This is a genomic window from Rhizobium sp. Pop5, assembly GCF_024721175.1.
In the GTDB taxonomy this organism is placed as follows: Bacteria; Pseudomonadota; Alphaproteobacteria; order Rhizobiales; family Rhizobiaceae; genus Rhizobium.
Genome location: NZ_CP099398.1, coordinates 98,825 through 121,676, shown reverse-complemented (window position 1 = coordinate 121,676; position 22,852 = coordinate 98,825). Strand labels below are relative to the sequence as shown.

Here is a 22,852-nt window from a genome sequence, read left to right as displayed (position 1 = left end):
GTCAGTTTGGCGTAGTTTTTCGCGGTCAGGCCTGATCTTTCACGAACTGCGCAATTTTCGTATGGTCGACATCGGGGCCTAAAGCATGCCGAGCAGCATCCCAGGCATCAGCGGTACCGGCCAATGTCGGCAGCTGGAGATTGAGCGCCTTCGACAAGTCCGCTGCAATCCTAATGTCTTTCGCCATAAGCCCCAAAGCAAAACCAGAGCCAAAAGTCTCCGAGAGGATGAACTGCTTCATCTTCACTTCTGTTGCGTTGTTCTTGCCAGACGACGAGTTGAGAATATCGACGATCGTTCTAGGATCGAGACCAAACGTTCGGCCAAGAAGAACGCCTTCGATAGCTGCCAGAACCCCGGCTCCCGATACGAAATTGTTGATGGCTTTCATGGCGTGCCCTGAGCCGATCGGGCCTGTCCTAAAAATCTGGCCGCCCATGGCGCACAGGATGGGATCAGCTTGATCGATATCGTCAGAAGCACCGCCTGCCATGATAGTAAGAGAGCCTTCGACGGCTCGCTTCACTCCGCCTGACACGGGAGCATCGACCAGCCGCAAGCCCTTCTGATGCAAGCGCTCTGCGAGCTCACGAGTATCATTGGGCGCCGATGAGCTCATGTCGATGACAAGCGCGTCAGCACTCAGGGATTGCCAGGCCCCATCCTTGAAGAGCGCGTCTTGAACAACCTTGCCGTTGGGAAGCATGGTAACCGCAACATCGGCCCCATTGAATGCTTCCGCTACCGTCTCTGCCGGAACGCCGCCGACGGCCGCGAACCTTTCCCTAGCCTCGGCCGATAGATCAAAGCCAGTGACTTCGAATTGAGCCGACAACAGATGTTGTGCCATCGGCCCGCCCATTGCGCCGAGACCAATAAAGGCGACGCGCAGATTTTTTCGTGGTGACAACGTCCCGCTCCCGAATGTGAGGCAAGCACAATCAGCTACCTCCGTTAGTGAGGAGTAGTTAACGACCTATCAGACAATCTGTCAATCGGAAAATTCATGCTTGGGCCGGCGCGCCCTCGCTACGACGCCAATTTTGCCGTCGCTTCTTCAATCACCTCACTTAAAATGACGTGCAAGCAGCACCCATCTTATCGTCCGATGGACACCAGAGAGGTTGTTGCGTTGTCAAAAGCACCGTGCCTGAAGGATTTAATTACACCCGGCCACCTCCAGCATCAGACAATCTGTCAATTTTCGGAAAATCTTATGGCATCAGCCTGAGGTGTTGTTGCGCAGGTACTCGAGTGCGACTTTCGCAGCCATATCAATGTGGTGCTTACAAGCGGCCGCAGCCCTGGGTCCGTTGCGATTTTGGATCGCTTCGGCAATCTCTTTGATTTCTGCAATGCTATGTTTGAGGCGCCCCGGTTGTGTCATCGAAGTCATGCGCAGAAGATTGATCCGGTTGTGCAGCGATGTTAGCATTTGCCTGACGAAGACGTTTTTGCTGCCATCCATCAAGCAGTCATAGAAGGCGTTTTTGGCAGCGATGAGCCTGTGTCCCACGCCGCTTTCCGCCGACGCTTCGAATTCTCTAACGGCATCTTGCAAAGTGGCAATATCTTCCGCCGTTCCATTTTCGGCGAACTGCTGACCAGCAAACCCCTCGAGCAGCGCGCGGACGGTGTAGAGCTGAGCGGCCTCCTCATAGGTTATGATACTGACAACTGGACCCTTGTGGGGGAAGCTTGTGATCAATCCCTCTGCCTCAAGCTGCCGAAGCGCTTCACGGACGGACGTGCGACCCACGCCGATCATTTCGCAAAGCTCGCGCTCGACGAGCCTTTGCCCCGGCTTGAACTTGCCCGTCGCAATAGCCTGTCTGAGCCTTTCTTCGACTTGCACTCGAAGAGAGGCATTTTGCCGAGCGACCTGCAGCTCCACATCTACCATGATCAATGTCCTACGTAGCACTAATGAATTTGAGCAATATATGGCTGCTTCGCGGGGAACTTTCAATCAGATTGTCTGATGAGCGGTCATTAGCAACTATTCTCGAGGATTGAGCCCGCTGTGTAGAGGTCGGCTTCCCGATCCATGAGGAACCGATCGGTTGGCGCGCCATAAGTGGAAATTCTAGTCCAAATGGCCTAGTTCAATTGGTGTCCTGATGGCCGACAATGTCCGCCCGCCGATTTCTCAAAACCAGCCACGTTGCGACCCTGATCGACGAGGTGTCCACGGTCACCGACACCACCGCATCTTCCAGGAGCACCCGTTCGACTAACGGCCGGGTGCAGCTTGGCAATCGGCAAAAGCCGCATCAGCAGACGATAGTGGTTCCGATCGCGCCTCCGGTCCGGAGGCGGCATCGATCTTGAGCGCCTCAAGATCCGCCATCTTTCTTCGCCTGCCAGCCTGGCTCGTACTTGCGCTATCCGCAATTCCCATTCTAACCACTTTTCTCTCTGACCATCTCTCTTGAAAAATTGTAACCTTCGTGCTACATATCTAGTGCAATCTGTAGTGCGAAGGTGACAAATTCCGACACCTCACAACCCTCCGGGTGCGGCGCGCGCTGCGCAAACTGGGCGCAGACATCCACGTCGACGTCGCCGCCTGCCTATGGCGGTAGTAGCCGAACGTGCCTTCACCTCACGCTCAACGCTTCAAAAGATCGAGGCCGGCGACACCAATGTCAGCATCGGCATCTATGCAGGCGTCCTCCAGGCACTCGGCCTGCTAGATGGGCTGAGCCAAGTCGCCGACATCGGTGACGACAGCGTCGGCCAGTCTCTGGCCAATGCAGAGTTGCCCAAGCACGCTCACCCAAGGCGATCACCGGGATCGTCACGCGATGGCTGATTTCGAAGTTCATCTCGACCTTCACGGCCGCACACGTCCCATCTGGCCCGGAGCAATCGCGCCCGTGGTGCCGAAACAATCGTGTTTGAGTATGATCGTGCCTGGCTCGAGGACCCGGGCCGCTTCTCGCTGCAGCCCGCTCTAGCTCTGAGCTGGGGAGAAAAATCACGGCTTTCTGTGGCTCAATAAAGCCAGCTGGTCGTTGTCCCCTGCCTATGACCTCAATCCAGTGCCTACGGATGTCAAGGCGCGCGCGCTGACGACAAACATTGATCTTGATGAAGGCACCTGCTCCCTTGACCTGCTGGAAGAACCTGCAGGGCTCTACGCCCTAACGCTCGCCGAGGCTCGCGCGATCATTAAGGAAGTCGCGACACCGCAAGGTGGCGCGAGACCGCCAAGGCGGTCGGTGCGCGGTCAGCCGAGATCAACCGTATGGCCAGTGCGTTCGATCACGATGATTTGCAGCGAGCGCCAGCCCTATGACGAGAGCCTTCCTCCACAGTTTCAATCCGCCCTCTGCCGGCCCGATCACTGAACCGGATTACGGCATCGTTGCGTTGTAAAGGACGGATGTCCAATGGCAATTTTCCGATCTGCGGTCCTGGCTGGATTTGCGATGGAATTGTTTCAAGCGCCTCCGTGACCAACGAGCGAAAACCAATAATTATGTGATTCGGTGAGATCGAGACGCTACTCTACGAACAAACTATGTCACTGCCAGCGGATCCTCAATCACATCGACGATCGATGGCTGGCCAAGCACGTCCGCGAAGCGCTGTAGCATGGCAACAGTACTCGATGACATCTCCGCCCTGGAGCCCGGGATATAGCAAGCGGCTGCATAAGCGAGTTGCCGTTGCCTCGGTTCCGTTAGCAACAGCGGCAGCGTCTCGATTGCTTGCTCCGGCTCAAAGGTGACGATAGCCGTCTGCACGCGAGTGATTTCGGCCAAATGATCAGCGCTTAGTGAGCGGAAGGGCTCGTCCTCGGTCAGCACCCGTGACCAGCGCGCCAGGCGGTCGCGTCGGATCCCGCCACGATCGCTCACCAGGAGTACGACCATACGGATGATGGCATCGGCGAGTCCGCCGATCGCGATCCTCCTGAGCGCATTGGCGATGTCCGGCTGCCATCTCATATCGTCAAGTGTCGTCCCTTTGCGGTATGCTTCGTGGGGATTGTCAAAATATCGCTGCCAAGGGTTGTTCCAGATCATGTGAAACGCGAGCTCATAACCCATGTCGCGCCAGTCGCGCATGACCACGATCGCCTGTTCGACAGCCTTGAAATAGAGCGCTTCCGCAGCCAGGAAAGGATTTTCCGCTGCTGCGTTCGCCCGGGAGTTCCGTACCTGCTCTGAAATTGACTTATAGCCAACCATGATCGGATTCTGAGAAGACAGCAGCGATCGCTCCAGCCGCTTTGGATGGAACATTCGGCTGGCGTCTGCTGAGATGTCTGTGACCGCGGCCTGCACAAAGGGGCGGGCAACTGTGTGATAGATCTGCGCTTGCAGTTCAGAGACGCGGGCGACGGCAGCGAAGGGACCTCCATCGTCATGGCCGTCGTTAAACTCACGGATATTCTCGAAGGTGCGCTCGATCAGTTCAACACTATAGCTCTTGTGTCCAGCATCTTCTTGAATGTCCGTGATGCGCATCTCGTAAAGGCCAGGCAACAACGCCTCAATTGCCTCGAGCGTGCTTGCAACCTCATTGTATTCTTTGTTGATTACTCTCGAGGAAACGAATGTACCGAGGTGACCGACGTCGTTGTGTACCATATAAATAATGTGCTGGCCGAGAAGGCGGATTTCCTCCTCGTTGTCATAGATTTCGGGGATCCAATTCAGCGCCTGCTGCGGCGGCGTTACATTGTCGCCATGACTGGCAAATATGATAATAGGCGCCCTGATCTTCTTAAGGTCGAAATGCCGCCGGTCCGGCTCCCCATACGCCTTGTTGTGCGCCAGTCGATTACCAACAAAGAGGTGCTCAACTATCCAGCGGATCTCGTCTCCCCGCATCAGGCAGAAGCCGCCCCACCACTTCTCAGCCTTAAGGAAGGCTTCGCTCGCCGCATCCACATCTCGGAACAGTTCGACATACTTCATGAATAACTGGCGCTCGGGATTGAGCGTTTCGAAATTCTGTACGAGATGGGCGCCGTCGAAGATGCCTCCGCCCAGATCTGACAAAAACATGGTTATCCAAGCTCCCCCGAAGAGGCCCGCCATGTAGCGGAGGGTATTTTCGCCGATATTTCCCGAGGTAGGTGTCACCGGCGATCCGTTGAGGATGATCGGGCCAGCTAAGTCGAGATTTGTCGCAACCATCAGAAGGGTAGCCCAGCCAGCTTGGCAGTTGCCGACTACGACTGGAAGGCGGGCAAGCGGATGCAGGCGCATGACCTCACGAACAAAGGCCGCTTCCGCATACGTGACATTAGGTCGTGTGGACAGTTATCTGATCCATAGCATTGTCGCCGCGATAGTGACGACGGCGAGGTAGTTTTCGGCGGTTTTCTCGAAGCGCGTCGCGACCCTTCTGAACTGCTTGAGTTTAGAAAAGCAGCATTCGATCAGGTGTCGCTGAGCATAGAGATGTTTGTCGAGCGGGTATTTTCGCGCACGCGAAGGATTGTTGGGGATCACTGCCACGGCGCCCTTATCGGCGATGGCATTGCGCAGGTGATTGCTGTCATAGGCGGTATCGGCCATGATGATGTCGGCGGGTAGGCCCTCGATCAGGGCGTCGGCTTGCGGCGCATCGCCCTTCTGGCCTGCGGTCAATGTGAAGCGGACCGGGCAACCGAGACCCCGCACGGCCATGTGGATCTTGGTGCTCAATCCGCCGCGGGAGCGGCCAAGGGCTTGATCTTCAGCCCCTTTTTTGCGCCGGCAGCGTGCTGATGGGCGCGGATGATGGTGGAATCAACAATCAAGTACTCGAAGTCTGGATCGTCCGCCATCGCCTCGAATATGCGCCACCAGATGCCCTTCCGGCTCCAGCGGCTGAAACGACGGAAGACACTGTTCCACTCGCCGAACACTTCTGGCAGATCGCGCCAGGGCGAGCCCGTTCGCACAATCCAAAGCACCGCTTCCATAAACATGCGGTTGTCGCGGCCGGACGAACCGCGTGTGCGCTCGTCACCAATGATGTGGTGCGATATCCGCTCCCACTGCTCGTCCCGAAGGATCAGACGATCCAAAACACCCATGACTGCCTCCAAAAGACAGTCTTGAATCTGATTTGCTCAGCCTTGGGAATCCCAAGAGTCCACACCGCCTAGAGAGATACTGCCCCCCCTCTGGCTCTCGGCGGAAGGACACCAAATAAACCGGGTGACCTTCCCGGAACGCCACGCCGACCTGGCTGTCTTCTTTGTGGCCACCGACGCCGGGACTATGTCCGGCGCGCGGGCAAATGATTATGAAGGGGCGCTTCGTGTCATCGACGTTAACACCTTGGGGCGGGATCATTCGAAGTAACACGTAATTGGATTTCAAGGGCAGATCGTTTCCATCCATAACTGTCTCGTAGTCGCAGAAGAAAACCGGCGGACAGCCTGCCGCTTCATGTTCGAGGAAGATGTCGCCGCGCTGTCGGAGAAGATCCATGCACAATATGGCGCGCTCACTAGCGTCGCGCAGGTATTCCGCCCAAGCGTGGCCCAAATTCCCATTGCCGTGCACCTCGCGTAGACTCTCGGCAAGACGTTCGGCCTCAGTAAAGAGCTTTCCCTGGCGGGTAGAGTGGGTGTCGCACATGACTTGCACGCGGCGCAATAAGGCAACCTGCAGAATTTTAGCGGTTTCAGCGCCCGCTGCCGCCAAGCGTTGGAACATCGGGAATAGACTTTGGGTCACTTGGCTGTCCAGTTCCGTGGATGGCGCTTCAATCCACCGGAGCGGGTTTAGAGATGTAAGAATATCCGCCATCGTTTCAACTCCTCTATGGTTATGATCCCGTACGCATACATACGTGCCAGATCGATCGTGCTTCCGTCTGGCGAGGTGCTCGGTAGGCAATGCCGACGCCTAGGAAAGCAGTTTGACGACTTCCGACCCCAACGAGTTACCGCCGCATTCATCCCCTGCAATGTCTATGCCAAGCACTGGGTCAGCCAGCTACGCCGGGAGAGGGGGCAGCAAGCTCGTCGCCAGGGAAAGCCACACAAAGTCTTCATTCAGCCTGGATCAGCAGTTTCTCCCAGCTCGTTGGAGACTATCGGAGGACAGGAGGTGATGGATTCGCCTGCGGTGTGGGATCCCACCAACTAGGATGTTTCAGCGGCCGTCCGCGTGGCTTTGGTTGGGGCTAAGGCTGGTGGTGGCACGGTTATAGACGATGCCTTCTGTCTGACGCTCACCGATGACGGCAGTCTTCATCCGGTCGCAAAGCACTCCCGCGGAGCGCCGCCGAGAGCCTCGAAGGCCGCGATGTGGAAACGCAGGCCGGTCATCTGATGCATGACGAAGCGTGCCCAGATGGGACGGCTATGACCCGGCACTATCGTGAACAGCCAGATGATCCTCGGCGCCAGTTAAAGTGCCGACCGCGTGACACCGCCATTTTCGCTGGCGTTAGTGTTGGTCAGGTTTACAGCAGATCACCGATAACAGTGGACAGGTTAAACGGAACGATTCCGATCTCACCACGCGGCATCCTGTCGAGCAAGTCGACCGTGCGGGCAAAGGTTTCGACTTGCTGAAAGGCGTAATCAGGGTCGAGCCGGTCCAAGCCTCCGCCCGGCAAGACCTGGCAAAGATAGTCCGGTATCGGACAGCTATATCGTCGGAATTCCTGATGCGTATAATGGCTGTCCTTCGCCCAACATCACCTGCGCCGCCGCTGGGGCGACTATCAGCGCGCGTACCTTTTTGCGCCCGCGTGCGGCAGCGATGTACACGTCACTCATCGACTTATTACTGGTATAGATCAAATCGAGTTCCGGCTTCCCGGTGGGCGCGGGGTGCCCTTTTGCAAAGTCATCTCGCCACTCGGTACATCCAAGATGCTCAATCGTAGCTCCTGCAACGGCTTTAGCATGGCCGGGTTTGCCGTCCCACAATTCTGGATGCATTTCGAGCCAGGTCGCCGTCGCCTGATTCCCGTGGCGGCCGAACTGGGGAAGCTGGAAATGACCCGTGACGAGTACGAAGACGAGGCTCCGGTTGCGGGCAGATTTCGGTAGCGAGGAGAAATAATGCGCCAGAGCGAGTACCCCAGCACCGCCGTTCTCTTCGCACGCATTAGGTCCATCGGTGTGGGTGTTGATGATGATTGTCTCAAGCAGGTTGCAGCCCGGCAAAACCGCATAAATCGTATCGGTCGCAACGTCTTCCAACGTGCCATCCAAGGTCAGGCGACCGCTCAAACCGTGCTTGCTCGCGGCTTTGATCCGCTCTCCTTCAGATTGCGCCACCCATATTGCAGGTAAGCCCCAATACGGTGTGGTGAATGGCAGCACCTGCCCCTTCAACTGCACTTCCGAGACGCCTTCGAAAATGCAAACGACGGCTAAAACCCCTGCTTCACGCGCCTTGTCGATCGGTACGCCAAGCAAACCGGTGATAAGCGGCGTGGTTACGGCTTTGGGAAAGTCTATGCCTTCCGGCAGGCTGCCGCGTCGATTGGTCACCAGTTCGAGGAATGCCGCCAGATCCCGACGCTTTACCGTCACCACCGCAATTTTGCCGCGGGCTTTCTCAAACGCCTGAACCCGACCGTTGAAAAGAACCATCTTACCCGAGATACCGCCGGGAGGTGTAAGCCCGGAATACGGGAACGGCGCCGCTACCTCAATTACTTCACCATTTGACAGTTTGAACGCGGTGGTTCGTGGCATCCACCGGCGCATCGTGAGTTGATCGCGCTTCACCTCAAGGCCCATCCCTCTCAACTCACCAGCAAGATAATCGATTGCCCGTGCTTGCGCCGGGCTGCCGGTCAATCGGGGGCCGAAACTGTTGAGCCTTTTGATCCAACTCCAAAGTTTCCGCTGATCAGGGAGTGCGGGGATGGACGGCTTTCGCTGCTCACTGAATCCGGTGCTGGGAAAAGCCGGGAATACGATCCCGGCGAGAAGAGCAGTGAGCCCAACAGTCGAAAAATCTCTTCGTTTCAAGACTAACCTCCGCGCCTCTCTATCACGAATGGAAGCGATACCTATGGCCGCACGCCGCCCGTGTCCTTGCAAATCCAGTGCCATTAAAAGCACACGTCTAATCTTCAGTTTTGAATTGAACGCGCAGTCTGAATCGGTTTTGGACCGCGTGCGAAGTCAATGCAGCTTTCGGACAGACTCCGCGCAAGCATCTGAAGTGGTTGAAGAGTCACTTTACTGATCTAGGAACGCGTCGTTGGTTCAATGCCTTTAAGAGCGACTTTATCTTGAGCCTAGTCTCGGGTCGGCCAAAAACCTTTGCCTGCTTGCAGACGACCATCAGTCGCCGAATGCAGCGGCAAGACTGTAAACTGTTGACCACGATAGGCGCTGCGCGTTGGACCTTTGTCACAACAACCTATCAAAACCCTCTATTTTATCCGGCGGACTTTCATTGCCGCCAAGGTTCTGGAGCTAGCGGCAAATCAGCCCCGACTGCCAATCTATTCAATGCTAGCGTCGCTGATAGTGATGCTGGCGCCCGAACCGCCGCCTGTTTGAGGCTCCAGCCGGATAATGACGGTCTGTGGCTGACGGCAAGACGGGTCATCGGGCAAGGGAAACCCAAATCGTTGAGGCTTTGCCCCGTCCAATACCGAAAACGCCTTGTTCGGAAAAATACCAAACCTACCAATTTCGCGAACGTTACTGCCGCAGTCAAGCGAAACGACCGTCGTCACTGGTCCTGAAGTCGACGGTTCATAACCAGTGACAGTAAGGACGACCCGCGCACTGGTATCAGCCGATGAGTGGACTGCTCTGCTCGATATGGTTATCGTCGCGGGCTTACTGGTCGTTGCCCGCATGTCGCTCTCGTTAGCTTGAACCGGGCTGACGATGCGCAGCATCGATAATGCCGCCGCACGAATAGCGATAAGCACCCAACGATGATAGCGCATCGATGTCTCCACAACCCAGCCAGTCGGGATGTTAGGCGGACACTATGGCTATTTCTAGCTTTGCGGGCTCTACGGCGCCGGGTTTGCCCGCTCCCGATCCGACAGGAATGAGCTGCAGGTCGATGGCCTCGCCATCCGTCTGCCCCCTTCCGCCGTAAACCCGCTGGATCGCGTCCGTCAGATCGAGGACGAAGGATGGTTTGCGATGATGGTCGCCGTCATGACCGAGAACGGCGAAAGAACCGACGTAATGGGGATCGGTGACGGGCGTATCGGCCTTAAGGTCGTTCTTGCCGAGAAACACCCGAACGCTGGTCGTGCTGGCACTGGTGATCTCGACATCGCGCAGGAATGCCAGCACACGAGGAGCGGAGGCCGCCTGCTCCTGTGCCGCGCCGAAATCCATTGTATCCATGCCGGATGGCAGAGGCGGTTGGCGGACGATCTCCTGCAATGCGCCCGCCGGGATCTTGATCGGCAGCGAAAGCGGCACGTTTTCCGTTGCCGCCTTGCTGTTGTCCGTGGAGGTGGTCGTCACGCCGGCGATTGCAGCATCGGTCGCCGTCGCCGCGATCACGGACGTGAGTTTATCGTTCAGGGCCAGCGTTTTGGCGCTCGCCGCCGCGACCTTGAAGTAGGTCCGGAAACCATAATTGTATCCGAGTTCCTCTGGAACATAAAGGTCAGAGACCTTCGGGGACCAGAAGTTGCCGTCGACATCGTAGAAATTGTCGGTGAACGGCATGTCGGCCCAGAGCCGATCCGTGCTGTTGGCGTTGCGCAAATTCCACGTCGCCCAGATGCGGTCGATGTTGCAATGATGCATGAAGAAGATCGGATCGCGGGGCGACGACATTTCCGGCATCCAGCCACCGATATTGTTGTGCACCTGATTGTGCGGTGTGTATTCCAGCGTCCCCTGCGTGCCGCTGCTGGTGGTGACCCAGGAAGGATCGAGTGAGTTCTGTCCCTCGGGGCGGGTGGTGCCGAAGACCTCGTATGGCTTCGCCGTTAGGATGGTGTTGAGAACCTGTGGCCCAACTATATTGTCCGGCATCGGCTGCGTGATTGGCCAGGTGCGCGACGAAACATAAAGTGGATTGTCCTTGCCGTCGGGCGTCTTTTGCATTGTGAACACTTCGGGCAGGTACGGATTGTCGGTCCAGTCCCAGAACGGCATAGCGAAATCGTTGTTCTTGGTCACGTGCCGAACGATGCGCTCGTACATAGCCGTATAGGCCCTGTGCCACGGCAGGAAATACCAGTTGCCATGCGGGCAGTATTTGACGACGTCACCGCTGCCGTGAATTTTCGAGAGGTTGACCCAGTTGAATTTGTCGCTGGCGGGAAGGGCGTTGAGAAGGCGCACTGCGTCGCGATAGGTCTCGATGATCGGGTCGTTCCAGGCCAAGCCCTGCAGTGAGCGCCGCCAAGGGATTGACGGTATCTGCGCGAAGGCTTTTGTCCCCGGTAGGCCGCTGGCGAGCAGGCCTGCTGCAATGACGCCACCCTGAACGATGACATGTCTGCGTGTGATGCTCATCTTACTCTCCCTTGGATTTGAATTGTCCTTCGCCAAGATAATGCCGCTTTTAGGCCGGTTCCGCGCCGTCTGGGCGCGGGAGCAGTGGGCAATTCGCACCACCATAGAGCTTGCGTTGGCTCTTTCTGAGTTTCGGTGAATCGGCGGCATGAGAAATGAAGCAAGCGACGTGCCACTCGAAAATGCAGCGTAAAATGCGAGCTAAAAACGCTACTACCGATCGTATTCCTGCATTCCAGTTGGAATCCAGATTCCGGAAAACTTAGTATCGCATTCCATGATCGTTCGAGCGACGGCTTGCCGACCAGCCACGGCAAGCACGTTCGGTTGCGAAAACCTCAAATGATCAAGCTGAAACAGTTGTTCAGACCGGTGAGAGGGCCCAAGATGCTGAAAACGCCCTGTGCGACGATAGAGAAGCACGCATCTCGAACAGGCTTTCGCTATCGGGCCCCCAGCAATGACGGAGCCGTAGCCCGCTCGCTCTCAAATTCAAAACTGCGAAGCAGGCACCACTCCGTGGCTTGACGGGTGCGTAGAGCAGAGCGGGACAAACTGATTGTCGTGATCTCGACAAATGCGACAAAGGGCGGCGGCTGTCCGACATTTGCGAGAATAGCGGCGGGATCTCCGCGCGGGAACAACGGGCTCACCAAGTGATCCCACTTTCAGTCCCATTGTGCCCACTCATTCGGGCTTACTGTCGGACCCTATCGAGACCTCGCCGCAGCTGCGAAGCCCCACTCATATCCGTTTGAATTTGGCATCAAGGCTTGACGCTTGCCGTCCACACGGGGCAATTCGGGCAGTGTATTAGCCTGCTGTCCCGCTCGTTTCCTAACCCGACATCACAGCGGGGCAGGCTGATTTGGGGATCATCGCTCATTTGGGCCATGGTCTCAAGCGTCATATACCTGGCGCGTTGAACGGCCCATTCATCATTCTGTTCGAGCAGCAATGCACCGACGAGACGGACGATGGCTTCGTCGTTCGGAAAGATGCCGACGACCTCGGTGCGTCGCTTGATTTCGCCGTTGAGACGCTCAATTGGATTCGTCGAGTGCAGCTTTGCCCGGTGCTCTTTCGGGAAGGTCATGTAGGCGAGCACGTCCTCTTCAGCGTCGTCCATGATGGTGGCAAGCTTCGGCACTTTCGGCCTGATTTGATCGGCGACACTGCGCCATTGTGCGGCTTGCTGCCTCCGGGGTCTCCTGGGCAAAGGCCGTCGCGATGAAGGCGGATACGACCCGCCTGCCGCTCTTTCCAGCATGCGCGAGCACGTTCCTCATGAAGTGAACCCGGCACCTTTGCCAAGTGGCATTGAGAACCTTGGAAACGGCAGCCTTGATGCCCTCATGTGCATCAGAGACAACCAACTTCACCCCGCGTAGACCGCGGCGCGTTAGCCTGCGCAGGAATTCCGTCCAGATCGGTTCGGCCTCCGAGGTGCCAACTTCCATACCCAGGACCTCGCGCCGACCGTCGCTGTTGACGCCCACCGCGATAATGACGGCGACTGAGACGATGCGGCCGCCACGCCGGACCTTGAGATAGGTCGCGTCCACCACAGGTCGTCGACAGAACGGGTCGAGATTCCCTGGATATACGCTTCCTGGATAACGGCCGTCAGAGCTTTCTCTGCCATGCGGCGCGGTTCAAGGAAGCTCGGAAAGTAGCTGCCTTTGCGCAGCTTCGGAATGCGAAGCTCCACGGTGCCAGCCCGCGTCTCCCGATGTCACGGTAGCCATTGCGTTGAGTGAGCCGCATCGAGTTCTTCACACCGAAGTCTGCACCCGTAGCCGAGCCTACTTCCAGCTCCATCAGCCGCTCGGCAGCAAGACCGATCATCTCACGCAACAAATCTGCATCGGCACTCTTCTCAACAAGGGAGCGCACGTTCATCATGTCATTGGTCATCGGTGATCTTTCCGTCAGGTTGGTCTTGAACAACCCGACCCTAGCGGAAAACACTGATGGCCGCCCGCAAAGCCGATCACCCGCTACAGCGCAGCGAGAAGCGCGCGGGCACTCGGCTTTACTCCCTCCCGTCAGCTACACCAGGTGCTGGGACACGATCCGCGTGCCGGTTGCTCACACCGCGCCACTTGGCGTATTCAAAACCGCCGAGGCTCTAATCGCCGCTGGATGAAAGTTCAGTGGCAGGTCACGCAGGCTCAAGACCCTCAAGGGCCTCACACTACGAGTTCGTCTGCAAGACATAGACTTCGCAGCCTGAACGTTTCACCCTCGATCCGCTCCATGAAAATGCCGGGACTGAACAACGACGGCTGAGTGCAGGCATCAAGACTTAAGTCTGTCGTAAAGCAGACAAAGCGAATACAAACGTGGTGCGAACTGTCGGCTATTGGCTGACACGAAGATGCAGAACCCTCGACGTGCTGGAGGTGCCCCAGGCACCTGCTATCATCGCAGGTTGGGGCCAAGGCTGGCCTGCTCTGATCCCCGGTAGTGGGCGGGGTACACCCTGCCGATTTCAATGAAGCTACGCCTTTTTTCCCGGCTGATCTCGTCCACCGTTCAAAGGCCCCACCGCCACGTCAGCAGCGTTTAGGCGAATATACGCTCCAGCATCTCTCTTAACTGCAGCGCTTCGCCGCCATCTGAGGTTTCGCGACCGCACGCGCTTGCCATGGCAGGTCCCGCAATCCGTCGCCCAAAGCCGTTATGGATGCAATACGAAATTTCCCGGCAATCTGGACATCTGCCGCGTGAGACCTGGAATGCAATATTCGAGTTCTGGTGCCTATTCAGCTCGCATTCGTGCTGCATGTCCGAGTGGCACGTCCCTTGCTTCACTTCATGCTACTGATTCACCGCAGAGAGCGAGGATGAACTGACGTAAACTCTATTTCTATCGCCCCAGTCGCTTTGTCGGAGATGGGTCACGAGCCGCATCGACGGGGCAGGAAGGCCTCAGATCGGGATTTAGCCCCAACGAAGCTGAAACCAGGGAGGCGCTCGCGCCGTGCTGGCCTTCGCGCCAAGGGCCGGCGAATTCTCCTGCGATATCGTGGCGCGGATGCACTCTGAGCCTCGAGAGGTAAGTGCTACCCTGCTCGTCAACGAGACGCCAATGAGCGTGCGGCGTCACAGAAACATATGGGACGGATTTTTTCCACGGTAAACGTCCGTACTTTCGAAAGCTGGCAATGGTGAATCCTTCAACATACTCTGCGCAACTCGCCGACGGCACTATCTCGGTTCACGTGGATCGAAGCCTTGTACCCCCCATCGAGATGTTCGGCTTCGGGCAGCGAATCAACCCGAACCGCTCGTTTCTGTTTGTTTCCAAGGTTCTTGGTCGATTCCTGCCGATCCGCCCTTCGGTCATGGGAAATGCATTCGACCTCCTTGCACGTCAGATTCCTGCCGATATTCCTGGTCCGGTTTTGTTCATCGGAATAGCCGAAGCGGGCATTGGCCTTGGTGCGGGTGTCCATCGGCGGTTCCGCGAACTCACTGGTCGCGGCGATGCAATATATATCTGCTCCACTCGCCATGATCTTAAACTGCCGCTGCTGTGCGAATTTGAGGAAGAGCATAGCCATGCCCCGCGGCACCTCCTGCACGAACCATGCGAGGCAAGGCTCCGCGACTTGGTTCATGGTGCGACCGGCTTGGTACTCGTTGACGATGAGGCTTCGACAGGTAAGACATTTGCCAACATCTTCGCTGCCCTTCCTGCAAAAATTCGTTTGAAGCTGAAGCACACAGTCCTACTTACGCTTACCGACTGGTCAGAAGGCGCTGCCCGCGCGGAGATCACGGGAACAGTCAGTGAGGCTACTATCGTTTCCGGACGGTACAGTTGGACTCCGCGTGGGGATTTCACGGCAGCTACTCCGCAGGTCCCTTCCTGTGACCGTCCTAAGCGGCCCGAGGTCTGTCCCGACGTCGCTCGAGACTGGGCGCGTCTCGGCGTCGTCGATCACTTGCAGGGTCTCAATGCAAACGCTGCCGATGACGGGATTACCCTCGTACTCGGAACGGGCGAACACGTGTGGCAGCCCTTCCTGCTTGCGGAGCGCTTGGAAAAGGAGGGCGCTGAGGTTTTCTATTCATCCGTGACGCGTTCTCCCCTGTCGAAAGGCCACGCGATCGGTTCAGTACTTTCGTTCTCCGACAACTACGGCGGAACGGTTCCACATTACCTCTACAACGTCGATCCAGCGCTGTACTCGAAAATTATACTCTGCTCGGAGACAGGCCCGGAAAATGTCTGTGCCAGCCTGATGTCCGCACTGGGCGATCCCATTGTCCTTTCAGACGTAGAAGGTGAATGAAGCCGCCTTAGGCCATGCGGTCTGCCGCTTCGAAATCGGCTCACTCGATCGGACATTTCCGCCAGTCCACAGCGACACAACACTGCTGTCGCGTTACCTAAGGACATCACTCCCATGGGGGATACCTATGACAGCATCGCCTCCCCTGCCACACTAGGCTCCTACGCCGAATACGACGTGACGCTCCTTCTCAAGAGAGTGGATATTCAGCCTACTGACACGGCCACGAGGGAAGAGGCCATCCAATCCGGGCGGCGGCATTACTCGGAAATGATTTCCGCCGAGATGGCCCCGACCCGCGAATACATGGAGCTGTTTGCTAAGGCCATGGCCACTGGTGGCCCGCGCATGGGCGCCGAGACGGCACGCCTCGCCCTCGCGATCGTGCAGTCGGTCGAGGGTCCTATTACCCTTGTCAGTTTGGTCCGCGCCGGCGTGCCCTTCGGCATCCTTCTCAAGAGGGCCATCGCCTTACTCGGCCGGGACGTCGGACACTACGGGTTGTCGATCATTCGCGACAAGGGCGTTGACGACGAGGCTATGCGCCACATTCTTGCCAGGCGTCCTGTCGAGAGCATCGTCTTCGTAGATAGCTGGACGGGCAAAGGAGCAATTGCGAACCAACTCGAAAAGAGCTTCAAGGACTACTCAGACCGGCCTGCGCGGCTAGTTGTATTGGCCGACCCCTGCGGCTGCGCATGGCTCGCCGCATCGGGCGACGACTGGCTTATTCCCTCCGGAATGCTAGGATGCACCGTATCCGGGCTTATCAGCCGCTCGATCCTCAACGCTGCCCTCGTCGGTCCCGGTGACTTCCACGCCTGCGTCCAGTGGGATAATCTCGCGGAACACGATATTTCCCGATCATTCGTGGATGGTATGTGGAATGATGTCTCCACTGTGATTGCAACCGAAATCCCGAGCGTCTGGAGTATCGAGACCCGCCGGGCGCATCGCGATGCCGCCGCCGCTGCCGTCGCCTGGGTGATGGGGGAGGACGCCGTAACGAACATCAACCGAGTAAAGCCGGGCATTGCGGAGGCGACCAGAGCCATCCTGCGACGTGTGCCGGAAAAGGTGTACGTCTCGTCGCCAACCGATCCAGAACTCGCGGCCCTCATGTACCTGATCGACAACAAAGGCGTCCCGTATGTCGTCTCCCCTAGAAAGATCGCCCCCTACCGCGCCGTCACGCTGATCCGGCACGTCTCCTAATCTCCACGTATGTCTACTTACGAGCTCGGCGCGCAGGTCAAGGAAACTGAGATGTGACAAATTCCGTATCGTAAAATTCATTGCCAATGGAGAATCCGCGAAAGCTCACATCTGGCAATCGATCAGATATTTAACCAGTCGCATTTTGGAGTACGCATATGAAGCCCATTGCTCTGGTGGACCTCGACGACACCTTGTTTCAAACCAAGAAAAAGATACCGGAGATTGCGGAAGCCGATCTGGTATTGGCGTCCAAATCCATTAATGGAAGCAACTCCTATATGACGAAGATTCAAGCTGCCTTTGTCGAGTGGCTGCTCGTCTCCACGGAGGCCATCCCGGTTACGGCGCGCGGCTCTGAGGCTCTTTCGCGCGTTACGATCGCGTTTGAAAGCTACTCAATCGTATCGAACGGTGCCGTCATCCTCAAAAAGGACGGCAAGCCTGACGCCGAATGGCATGAGGTCGTCGCAAGGGAGCTCCGGCCGCTTGCCGGCTTTTTCGATAAGCTCCTCGATGAGGGCAGGACCAAGGCGAGGGAACTTGGCGTCCACATCCGGTGCTGGTCGGTGATGGAAGCTGATCTCGCGACATATGTTGTCTTCAAAGAGATTGACGGAGACGGCTCACGCCTTGAAGAGATTGTGCCGATCATTCGAGAAAAACGGGGTTGGGTTCGACACCACAACGGCAATAACCTTGCGCTAGTTCCGCCTGCGATCTCAAAACGGGTGGCCTCACAATTTCTGCTCAAAAAGCTTCGGACGGAGCATCCAGGTCGCCCAGTGATCGGCTACGGTGACAGTGTGAGCGACTTCTCCTACCTGTCCCTCTGCGACTGGTGGGGCGCTCCGGGTAACTCTCAAATGACAGACCTTGTCGTTTCCGCTGTTGCGCGTGAGAGATAGGTGACACGCGTACTGCGAACGTGGTGATATGTGAGGAGGGTGCAGGAATGATCCTGCACCTCCAGTCTTTCAGTAGAAACTTCCTATGGGTAAAACGCCGCGCCATATCGCGGTAAGAACCATGGCAAGCGCGGCGAGGATCGCGAGATTCCCGTCGGCTTTTACCACGAGTACGTAGAGCTTGTATTTCAGCATGATATGACCTTTCGATGAGCTCATTAGGAACTGCCGTCTCGACGGTTCGTGCCTTACTTGCGCAGAGCGAAATTTCGCGCCCATGATCCTCTCGGCGTCGATCCGCCGGAAATGGTCGACGATGGGTTGATCGTCATAGACCATGGCCGCGCTCTTGACGCAGCCGAACATCATGGCCTTCAAAGACGCGACCGGGCCCTCGCCCGCAGCCGGCGCTGGAGATAGGAAAACTTGGTTGCTTGCCACACGCGTCCTGTCGATCTTATAAAAACGCAACGTTAGCCGAAGCGGGATCCATTTGGGATCCACGGCAACCAGCCGCCGGTCTCCCGCTCGAAACAGCAGCACATCGGCGCGCATGTCCGGCGTGAACCGTTTGCCGAACCAGCCAAGATCTTCGAGCACACCATCGAACGATGCCCCGTCGATTGGCGACTGTCTATCCATTCAAGCGGCCAGTGCGGCTGCTCGGCGTCACGCTTTCAACGCTGACGACCTCCGATCGGCAATGCACGACCCCAGTCCCAACTTGATCTCGGGCTCTGACGGCCCATCGCCCCGAAATAGAAAAGCCTGCCGCGGGAGGAGGTGCGGCAGGCTTTCCTAAAAGAACCGAACGGCGACCTGGGAGGAGGAGTGCCGCTGTTCCCACAGACGTCCCTTTGGGAGGAGGAGTGGGCCGTCTAAACTTCGAAGCGTTGCGGGAGGAAGCATCGCTTCGATGAAAATAGCAATACTCGGGCCAGCGCCATGAAGCCAGCGTCTATGTTGCACTGCAGCTATGCACCCGCCGCAACAATCGGCAGGACATCGAGCATTCCTACCCCTGATTTTGTCGGCGGCTCTGCCGCTGTTACAGAGTGGAACCGCTACAACGTCAATTTCGATATCGAAAGCCCCAAGAAGGCCGTGACAGTTCGCGGCGGCCCTGCCGTCATGGAAAGTAGCGCCGCTGGAGACGGTGGCCGGCAGCTAAGCTGGATCGGTGCGGTTCGCGACAGTCATTAGGGGACACCCGGTGACAGACAGTATGAAGTGGCAGTCGCTCCCAGAAGCGCAAGATGTTCTGCGGGTATGTTTTCACCGTTAAGACCCGGCTGTACAATCCCGATCCGGTACTCGATGAACTTGCGTCGGGCAGCCTTTCGAAGCGTGGCCAAGTCATTCAGGCTGCCTCGAATGAAACGGGCCCGGCCCTTAAGATGTGATGTTTCTCTCACGGTCAGGTGGTTGATGAGGTTCTTCAAGCTCCATGTCCCCTTCACCCCCTTCTGTGCTTGACCGCAAACGAGGTAAAGATCGTCCGCCCGGCGCCCCATTACTGCCTGCGAGTATTTCAGATGCCAGAGAAGTACGGTGACGGTATCGTCCGTCTCCTCGATCGCCACGACGTCCGCGCTCTCCCAGGTGTCATCGTCATCTCTTCCGGGAGAGTGGGCAGACAATCCTCGCAATGGGCGTTCCGCTGATCGCACCTCCTTTGGTTTTCTGACCACTTTACCGCCCGAAGCGTGACCTCTCGCTTTTGAGGCAAGTGTCCGAGCGTAAAGCGAAGCTATTGAATCTTGTAAAGAATTCGGTTGCGCAGCGGGCGGATTCCCGCTATCTTTTTCGATAGGGCAGTACGCGCTGCCCTGGGGTGTGGAAACCCCTACACGTGGTTGATGCCGGCCGTAACGGCATCACACTCCTTGACCTTCGGTCGAGGAGCCTGTGGCGTATGTCCAGGTTCCTCGGAACTAAAGGCCACAGGACCGTCGTGTACGGTTTCCAACTCCCCGATCAGTGGGTTTAGCGAGTTTTCAGCGGGGGCGCACCGCGTGAAACTCTCCATCGGGGTGTCCACCATGAAGCGCTATGCAGCAGCACAGGTCCGGACTTCGAGGCCTGCGCAAGCCGAACAGTCGAATGTAGCGCGCGAGTTGGTGCATCCAGTTGATCGGCATGTCGGACAGCAAATCCGTATCCGCCGAATGCAGTCGAATGTATCCCTAGGGGATCTCGGCGCCGGCATCGGGGTCAGTTTGCAGCAGGTACAAAAATATGAAAGCGGTAAGAACCGCGTCAGCGCTTCGATGCTCTACGAGCTTGCCAATTGCCTCAAGATCCCTGTTTCGAGGTTTTTCGAAGGTCTTCCAGATCCCAAAACCACTCAGGGCCAGCAAATCATAACAGAGATCGATGAGAAGATTGCCTACATTTCCACGGCGGAGGGACGGCGTCTGATAGACGACGTTTTGCTCCTTTCTCCGCGTGTGCGCAGCCGGGTCGTTGCCCTCGTCAGCTCGATTGTCGATGAAGAGATGGAAGAACAGAAGCCGGTTGGTTCATCTGCTGGTTCTTAGCTCCCTACCGGTCGATTTTCTCCGCTGCTTCAAGCGAAAATTCGACGCGCAATACCGCCTTCTGTGCTCGCGAAAAATCGGCGGCGACGTGTTCTGCCCGCTCTTGCGCGGCGCGCCGGGCGGCTTTGTGTTGCGCAAGCGATAGGCCGGCATCGGCTTCATGGCTGCGCAATACGGATTGTCGCATCAGCGCGTCCTGAAGCTCGGCGGCGGCGATGACACCACTCTTGCGCAATACGTCGACGACAGGATTGCCGGCGGCCCGGCTTGCCGCGATGTCGAGCGCTTCGGAGGCTTTCGTTTCCCGCTCCCGCGCGCTTTCGGCATCCGCCCGCGCCTCGGAGAGGCTGCGGGAAAGATTGTCCGCCCGCAGGCTGCGGATCTGCAGCAACTGCCTGAGAGATTTCAACGCCTTCATATCAGCCGCTCAGGCACCGTTGTTCGTCGTCAGGATTTCCAGCTGGCCGCCCTTGATGACCTTGATGCTGTCGGCTTGCTGCCGGCTCAGCACGTCTTCGACGGCCTTGGTGAAGACGGCGGGCCCGCGCACCAGCACCAAGCCGCTGGCGGGATCTTCACGCAGCGCATCGTCCGGCAGCAGCGGGAACAGCGCGCGAATGGCGTTTTGCTCGGTCTTCCAGCTGCGGCCGCCGCGATCGAGGACAACGGTGGAGACCTCCTGCTTCGGCGCGATGATGATGCGGCTGCCGTCATAGGCGACGAAGAGATTGCTGGCATCGCCAAGCTTGACAAAGGCCTTAGCTCCGCTTTCCCGGACGGACCAGTGCTCGACCTTGCCGCTCAGCGTCCCGACTGTCGTGACCGGGATGCCGGACATGAAGGACAGCGTCTGGACGACATCGCCAAGCGGCAGGGAGACGACATCCAGGCGCACCTCCCGCTCGCTGGCGCCGGCCGGTGGAGGAAAGGAGGCCAGCAGTCCGATAGCGGCCATGTAAACAAAACGCGCAAACATCTGAGTTTACCTCACGATCCGGATATCGCCCGACAACTAATGAACGAATGAAGGCAGGGCTGCGAAATCCAATCTATTAATAATTATCTGATCTACTGTTGCAGATCATCGGTCCGCTGGGAACAGGACGGATATCCATTTCGCGCATTTGTTGTACATATCGCGAATTAATAACTTTTTAACATAAGCTATTGAATTCGATCTTGAATTCTGCAAGGCTCTGGCCGCCAAAACCATGCAAGGAGTTCAAGACATGGCTAGTACTTCGACACTTGATGCGGGCATCGGCTCGGCGATTTCCGCCTTCAAGTCGGCCCAGAACGAAGCGACCGAGCAGAGCCTGAAGGTTGCAACCGAAATCACCAAGATCAACGGCGTCGCAAACGCCATCAAGAAGATCGGCCCAGGCTGATTGAAACAATGGCGAGACGGGTTCGCCCGTCTCGCTTCCCCGCTCTCGAAGACAATAAAAGCCGCTCGACGGACGGTTCGGGAACAAGATGGTTATGGATCTAGATTCCTCTTCGCCGACATTCAGAGGTAACGCCGGCAACGCTGCGTCAGGCAGCGGCGGACCGGTCTTGCGCATCACGCGTGCCGGGCGCAGCTCCAATCTGCCGCTGACGGCGGAGCGGCAGGTGGTCGGCGGCAGCGCCGATTGCGACCTGATCATCCTCGGCGCCAAACCAGAACCCGCCTTTGCCATCAGTTTGCAGCGCTCCCGCGGCTCCGACACGGTGTCGTTGACCGCGCTGCGGGATGACGTCGTGATCAACGGTCGTTCCATCCCACGCGATCGGACGATGACCCTTACGAAGAGGCAGACCATCTCCTTCGACGGCACGGCCTGCGAACTCGAAGGTCTCGGCGCCGGGCGCGTGCGGTTCGCGCCACGCCGGATTGCGGCTGCCGGCCTTCTCGGGCTGGCGGCGTTGCTTTTGCTGGCCGGGCTTTACAACAGCGATGCGCCGGCTCACGAAGCCCCGCTCGTCAGGGTTTCCGCCGCGCCGGAACCGGCGCCGTCATCGGCGGCAATTGCTGCCGAAATCCGCCAGGTCATTCGTATGGCTCAGCTTCCCCAAGATCTGAGCATCGTCGCCACCGCCGACGAGATTCGCATCGGCGAAGGATCGCGCCCTCTCTGCCTGCCCGACAAGGCCAAGCTGCGCAGCATCATCGCCTCGATGAGCCGGCGCGGTTCCGTTTCCATCGTCGATCTCACCGCCCTCTCTTCCGGTCTCGACGGCTTCGTCGCCGCCGCCGGCTATACGCCCGTCAGATTCATCATCGGCTCCGACGGCCGCCGCTACGAGGAAGGCGATGTCGTTTCGAGCGGCTGGCGGATCAAGGAGATCGGCAAAGACCAGATGACCGTTTCCCGCGACAGTGAGGACGATACGGTCAATTTCGCCCCCGCCGGCAGTGCCGAGCCGAAGCTCGCCGAAATTTCCAGCAGCGAACAAGAATAGGCGATGGCG

At 57.6% G+C, this 22,852-nt stretch carries 18 protein-coding genes and 7 pseudogenes; 10 read left to right on the top strand and 15 right to left on the bottom strand.

Going from position 1 to position 22,852, the window contains the following annotated elements:
* Positions 1 to 25 precede the first annotated feature (25 nt).
* Together NE852_RS00615 and NE852_RS00610 are read right to left on the bottom strand one after the other, a co-directional pair.
* Positions 26 to 910 (bottom strand): NAD(P)-dependent oxidoreductase, encoded by an 885-nt coding sequence (locus tag NE852_RS00615; protein ID WP_004668614.1) that lies wholly within the window; start codon positions 908 to 910, stop codon positions 26 to 28.
* A 312-nt stretch (positions 911 to 1,222) separates the two neighbouring features.
* A complete protein-coding gene (locus tag NE852_RS00610) occupies positions 1,223 to 1,903 on the bottom strand; it encodes a GntR family transcriptional regulator (RefSeq protein WP_004668612.1) in 681 nt (226 codons plus the stop codon).
* A gap of 588 nt (positions 1,904 to 2,491) precedes the next feature.
* Here NE852_RS00610 and NE852_RS00605 point away from each other — a divergent pair.
* Positions 2,492 to 2,815, top strand: a pseudogene (locus NE852_RS00605) (hypothetical protein).
* Positions 2,816 to 2,975: 160 nt separating this feature from the next.
* Positions 2,976 to 3,301: pseudogene (locus NE852_RS00600) on the top strand (HipA domain-containing protein); the annotation flags it as partial.
* Positions 3,302 to 3,524: 223 nt separating this feature from the next.
* On the opposite strand, the gene NE852_RS00595 reads toward NE852_RS00600, so the two are convergent.
* From NE852_RS00595 to NE852_RS00555, 9 genes and pseudogenes are all read right to left on the bottom strand, one after another.
* A complete protein-coding gene (locus NE852_RS00595) occupies positions 3,525 to 5,279 on the bottom strand; it encodes a DUF3141 domain-containing protein (RefSeq protein ID WP_258155647.1) in 1,755 nt (584 codons plus the stop codon).
* Positions 5,280 to 6,040, bottom strand: a pseudogene (locus tag NE852_RS00590) (IS5 family transposase).
* Positions 5,970 to 6,761, bottom strand: coding sequence for a DUF3141 domain-containing protein (locus tag NE852_RS00585; RefSeq protein ID WP_245428256.1), 792 nt, complete (start codon positions 6,759 to 6,761; stop codon positions 5,970 to 5,972). Before NE852_RS00585 ends, NE852_RS00590 begins: the two are co-directional and overlap by 71 nt.
* Before the next feature lie 378 nt (positions 6,762 to 7,139).
* A pseudogene (locus NE852_RS00580) lies at positions 7,140 to 7,357 on the bottom strand (IS21 family transposase); the annotation flags it as partial.
* A 65-nt stretch (positions 7,358 to 7,422) separates the two neighbouring features.
* Positions 7,423 to 7,563 (bottom strand): hypothetical protein, encoded by a 141-nt coding sequence (locus tag NE852_RS00575; protein ID WP_008534315.1) that lies wholly within the window; start codon positions 7,561 to 7,563, stop codon positions 7,423 to 7,425.
* Positions 7,564 to 7,609: 46 nt separating this feature from the next.
* The gene (locus NE852_RS00570) at positions 7,610 to 8,950 is read right to left on the bottom strand and encodes a hypothetical protein (protein WP_258155637.1); all 1,341 of its coding nucleotides are present in this window, start codon (positions 8,948 to 8,950) and stop codon (positions 7,610 to 7,612) included.
* Between the two features lie 482 nt (positions 8,951 to 9,432).
* On the bottom strand, positions 9,433 to 9,888 hold the full coding sequence (locus tag NE852_RS00565) for a hypothetical protein (protein WP_004668602.1): 456 nt from the start codon (positions 9,886 to 9,888) through the stop codon (positions 9,433 to 9,435).
* 31 nt (positions 9,889 to 9,919) lie between these two features.
* Positions 9,920 to 11,431, bottom strand: coding sequence for a tyrosinase family protein (locus tag NE852_RS00560; protein WP_008534313.1), 1,512 nt, complete (start codon positions 11,429 to 11,431; stop codon positions 9,920 to 9,922).
* A gap of 766 nt (positions 11,432 to 12,197) precedes the next feature.
* Positions 12,198 to 13,348, bottom strand: a pseudogene (locus NE852_RS00555) (IS256 family transposase).
* Positions 13,349 to 14,601: 1,253 nt separating this feature from the next.
* On the opposite strand from NE852_RS00555, the gene NE852_RS00545 reads away from it, so the two are divergent.
* The 3 genes from NE852_RS00545 (at position 14,602) to NE852_RS00535 (ending at position 17,858) form a co-directional block, all read left to right on the top strand.
* Positions 14,602 to 15,735, top strand: a complete 1,134-nt coding sequence (locus tag NE852_RS00545; RefSeq protein ID WP_011053330.1) for a phosphoribosyltransferase domain-containing protein — start codon at positions 14,602 to 14,604, stop codon at positions 15,733 to 15,735.
* Between the two features lie 114 nt (positions 15,736 to 15,849).
* Positions 15,850 to 16,950 carry a cysteine protease StiP domain-containing protein gene (locus NE852_RS00540; protein ID WP_004675992.1) on the top strand — a complete coding sequence of 367 codons (1,101 nt, stop codon included), beginning with the start codon at positions 15,850 to 15,852 and terminating at the stop codon, positions 16,948 to 16,950.
* 158 nt (positions 16,951 to 17,108) lie between these two features.
* Positions 17,109 to 17,858 (top strand): hypothetical protein, encoded by a 750-nt coding sequence (locus NE852_RS00535; protein WP_004675991.1) that lies wholly within the window; start codon positions 17,109 to 17,111, stop codon positions 17,856 to 17,858.
* 270 nt (positions 17,859 to 18,128) lie between these two features.
* Here NE852_RS00535 and NE852_RS32565 read toward each other — a convergent pair.
* Positions 18,129 to 18,476, bottom strand: a pseudogene (locus NE852_RS32565) (DUF4334 domain-containing protein); the annotation flags it as partial.
* A gap of 5 nt (positions 18,477 to 18,481) precedes the next feature.
* Between NE852_RS32565 and NE852_RS00525 the strand changes: the two are divergent.
* Positions 18,482 to 18,599 (top strand): annotated as a pseudogene (locus NE852_RS00525) (DNA polymerase IV); the annotation flags it as partial.
* 204 nt (positions 18,600 to 18,803) lie between these two features.
* Positions 18,804 to 19,061 (top strand): hypothetical protein, encoded by a 258-nt coding sequence (locus NE852_RS00520; protein ID WP_018447059.1) that lies wholly within the window; start codon positions 18,804 to 18,806, stop codon positions 19,059 to 19,061.
* On the opposite strand, the gene NE852_RS00515 is transcribed toward NE852_RS00520, so the two are convergent.
* The gene (locus tag NE852_RS00515; RefSeq protein WP_008534295.1) at positions 19,058 to 19,441 is read right to left on the bottom strand and encodes a hypothetical protein; all 384 of its coding nucleotides are present in this window, start codon (positions 19,439 to 19,441) and stop codon (positions 19,058 to 19,060) included. The two genes, NE852_RS00520 and NE852_RS00515, sit on opposite strands and share 4 nt — an antisense overlap.
* A 459-nt stretch (positions 19,442 to 19,900) precedes the next feature.
* On the opposite strand from NE852_RS00515, the gene NE852_RS00510 reads away from it, so the two are divergent.
* Complete coding sequence (locus NE852_RS00510) at positions 19,901 to 20,398, top strand: helix-turn-helix domain-containing protein (RefSeq protein ID WP_037174887.1); 498 nt, start codon at positions 19,901 to 19,903, stop codon at positions 20,396 to 20,398.
* 4 nt (positions 20,399 to 20,402) lie between these two features.
* On the opposite strand, the gene NE852_RS00505 is transcribed toward NE852_RS00510, so the two are convergent.
* Complete coding sequence (locus NE852_RS00505; protein WP_008534291.1) at positions 20,403 to 20,816, bottom strand: hypothetical protein; 414 nt, start codon at positions 20,814 to 20,816, stop codon at positions 20,403 to 20,405.
* 9 nt (positions 20,817 to 20,825) lie between these two features.
* Positions 20,826 to 21,374, bottom strand: coding sequence for a hypothetical protein (locus NE852_RS00500; RefSeq protein ID WP_008534289.1), 549 nt, complete (start codon positions 21,372 to 21,374; stop codon positions 20,826 to 20,828).
* Positions 21,375 to 21,627: 253 nt separating this feature from the next.
* Between NE852_RS00500 and NE852_RS00495 the strand changes: the two genes are divergently transcribed.
* Both NE852_RS00495 and NE852_RS00490 read left to right on the top strand, forming a co-directional pair.
* On the top strand, positions 21,628 to 21,786 hold the full coding sequence (locus NE852_RS00495) for a hypothetical protein (protein ID WP_004672595.1): 159 nt from the start codon (positions 21,628 to 21,630) through the stop codon (positions 21,784 to 21,786).
* Between the two features lie 169 nt (positions 21,787 to 21,955).
* Complete coding sequence (locus NE852_RS00490; protein ID WP_225882925.1) at positions 21,956 to 22,843, top strand: hypothetical protein; 888 nt, start codon at positions 21,956 to 21,958, stop codon at positions 22,841 to 22,843.
* Positions 22,844 to 22,852: the final 9 nt, after the last annotated feature.

Coding starts and splice junctions, on each gene's coding strand:
- NE852_RS00540 (WP_004675992.1), top strand. CDS start 15,850: ATGGGGGATACCTATGACAGCATCGCCTCCCCTGCCACACTAGGCTCC.
- NE852_RS00500 (WP_008534289.1), bottom strand. CDS start 21,374: ATGTTTGCGCGTTTTGTTTACATGGCCGCTATCGGACTGCTGGCCTCC.
- NE852_RS00585 (WP_245428256.1), bottom strand. CDS start 6,761: ATGGCGGATATTCTTACATCTCTAAACCCGCTCCGGTGGATTGAAGCG.
- NE852_RS00520 (WP_018447059.1), top strand. CDS start 18,804: ATGAAGCCAGCGTCTATGTTGCACTGCAGCTATGCACCCGCCGCAACA.
- NE852_RS00560 (WP_008534313.1), bottom strand. CDS start 11,431: ATGAGCATCACACGCAGACATGTCATCGTTCAGGGTGGCGTCATTGCA.
- NE852_RS00535 (WP_004675991.1), top strand. CDS start 17,109: ATGAAGCCCATTGCTCTGGTGGACCTCGACGACACCTTGTTTCAAACC.
- NE852_RS00505 (WP_008534291.1), bottom strand. CDS start 20,816: ATGAAGGCGTTGAAATCTCTCAGGCAGTTGCTGCAGATCCGCAGCCTG.
- NE852_RS00610 (WP_004668612.1), bottom strand. CDS start 1,903: ATGGTAGATGTGGAGCTGCAGGTCGCTCGGCAAAATGCCTCTCTTCGA.
- NE852_RS00510 (WP_037174887.1), top strand. CDS start 19,901: ATGAAGCGCTATGCAGCAGCACAGGTCCGGACTTCGAGGCCTGCGCAA.
- NE852_RS00545 (WP_011053330.1), top strand. CDS start 14,602: ATGGTGAATCCTTCAACATACTCTGCGCAACTCGCCGACGGCACTATC.
- NE852_RS00565 (WP_004668602.1), bottom strand. CDS start 9,888: ATGCGCTATCATCGTTGGGTGCTTATCGCTATTCGTGCGGCGGCATTA.
- NE852_RS00495 (WP_004672595.1), top strand. CDS start 21,628: ATGGCTAGTACTTCGACACTTGATGCGGGCATCGGCTCGGCGATTTCC.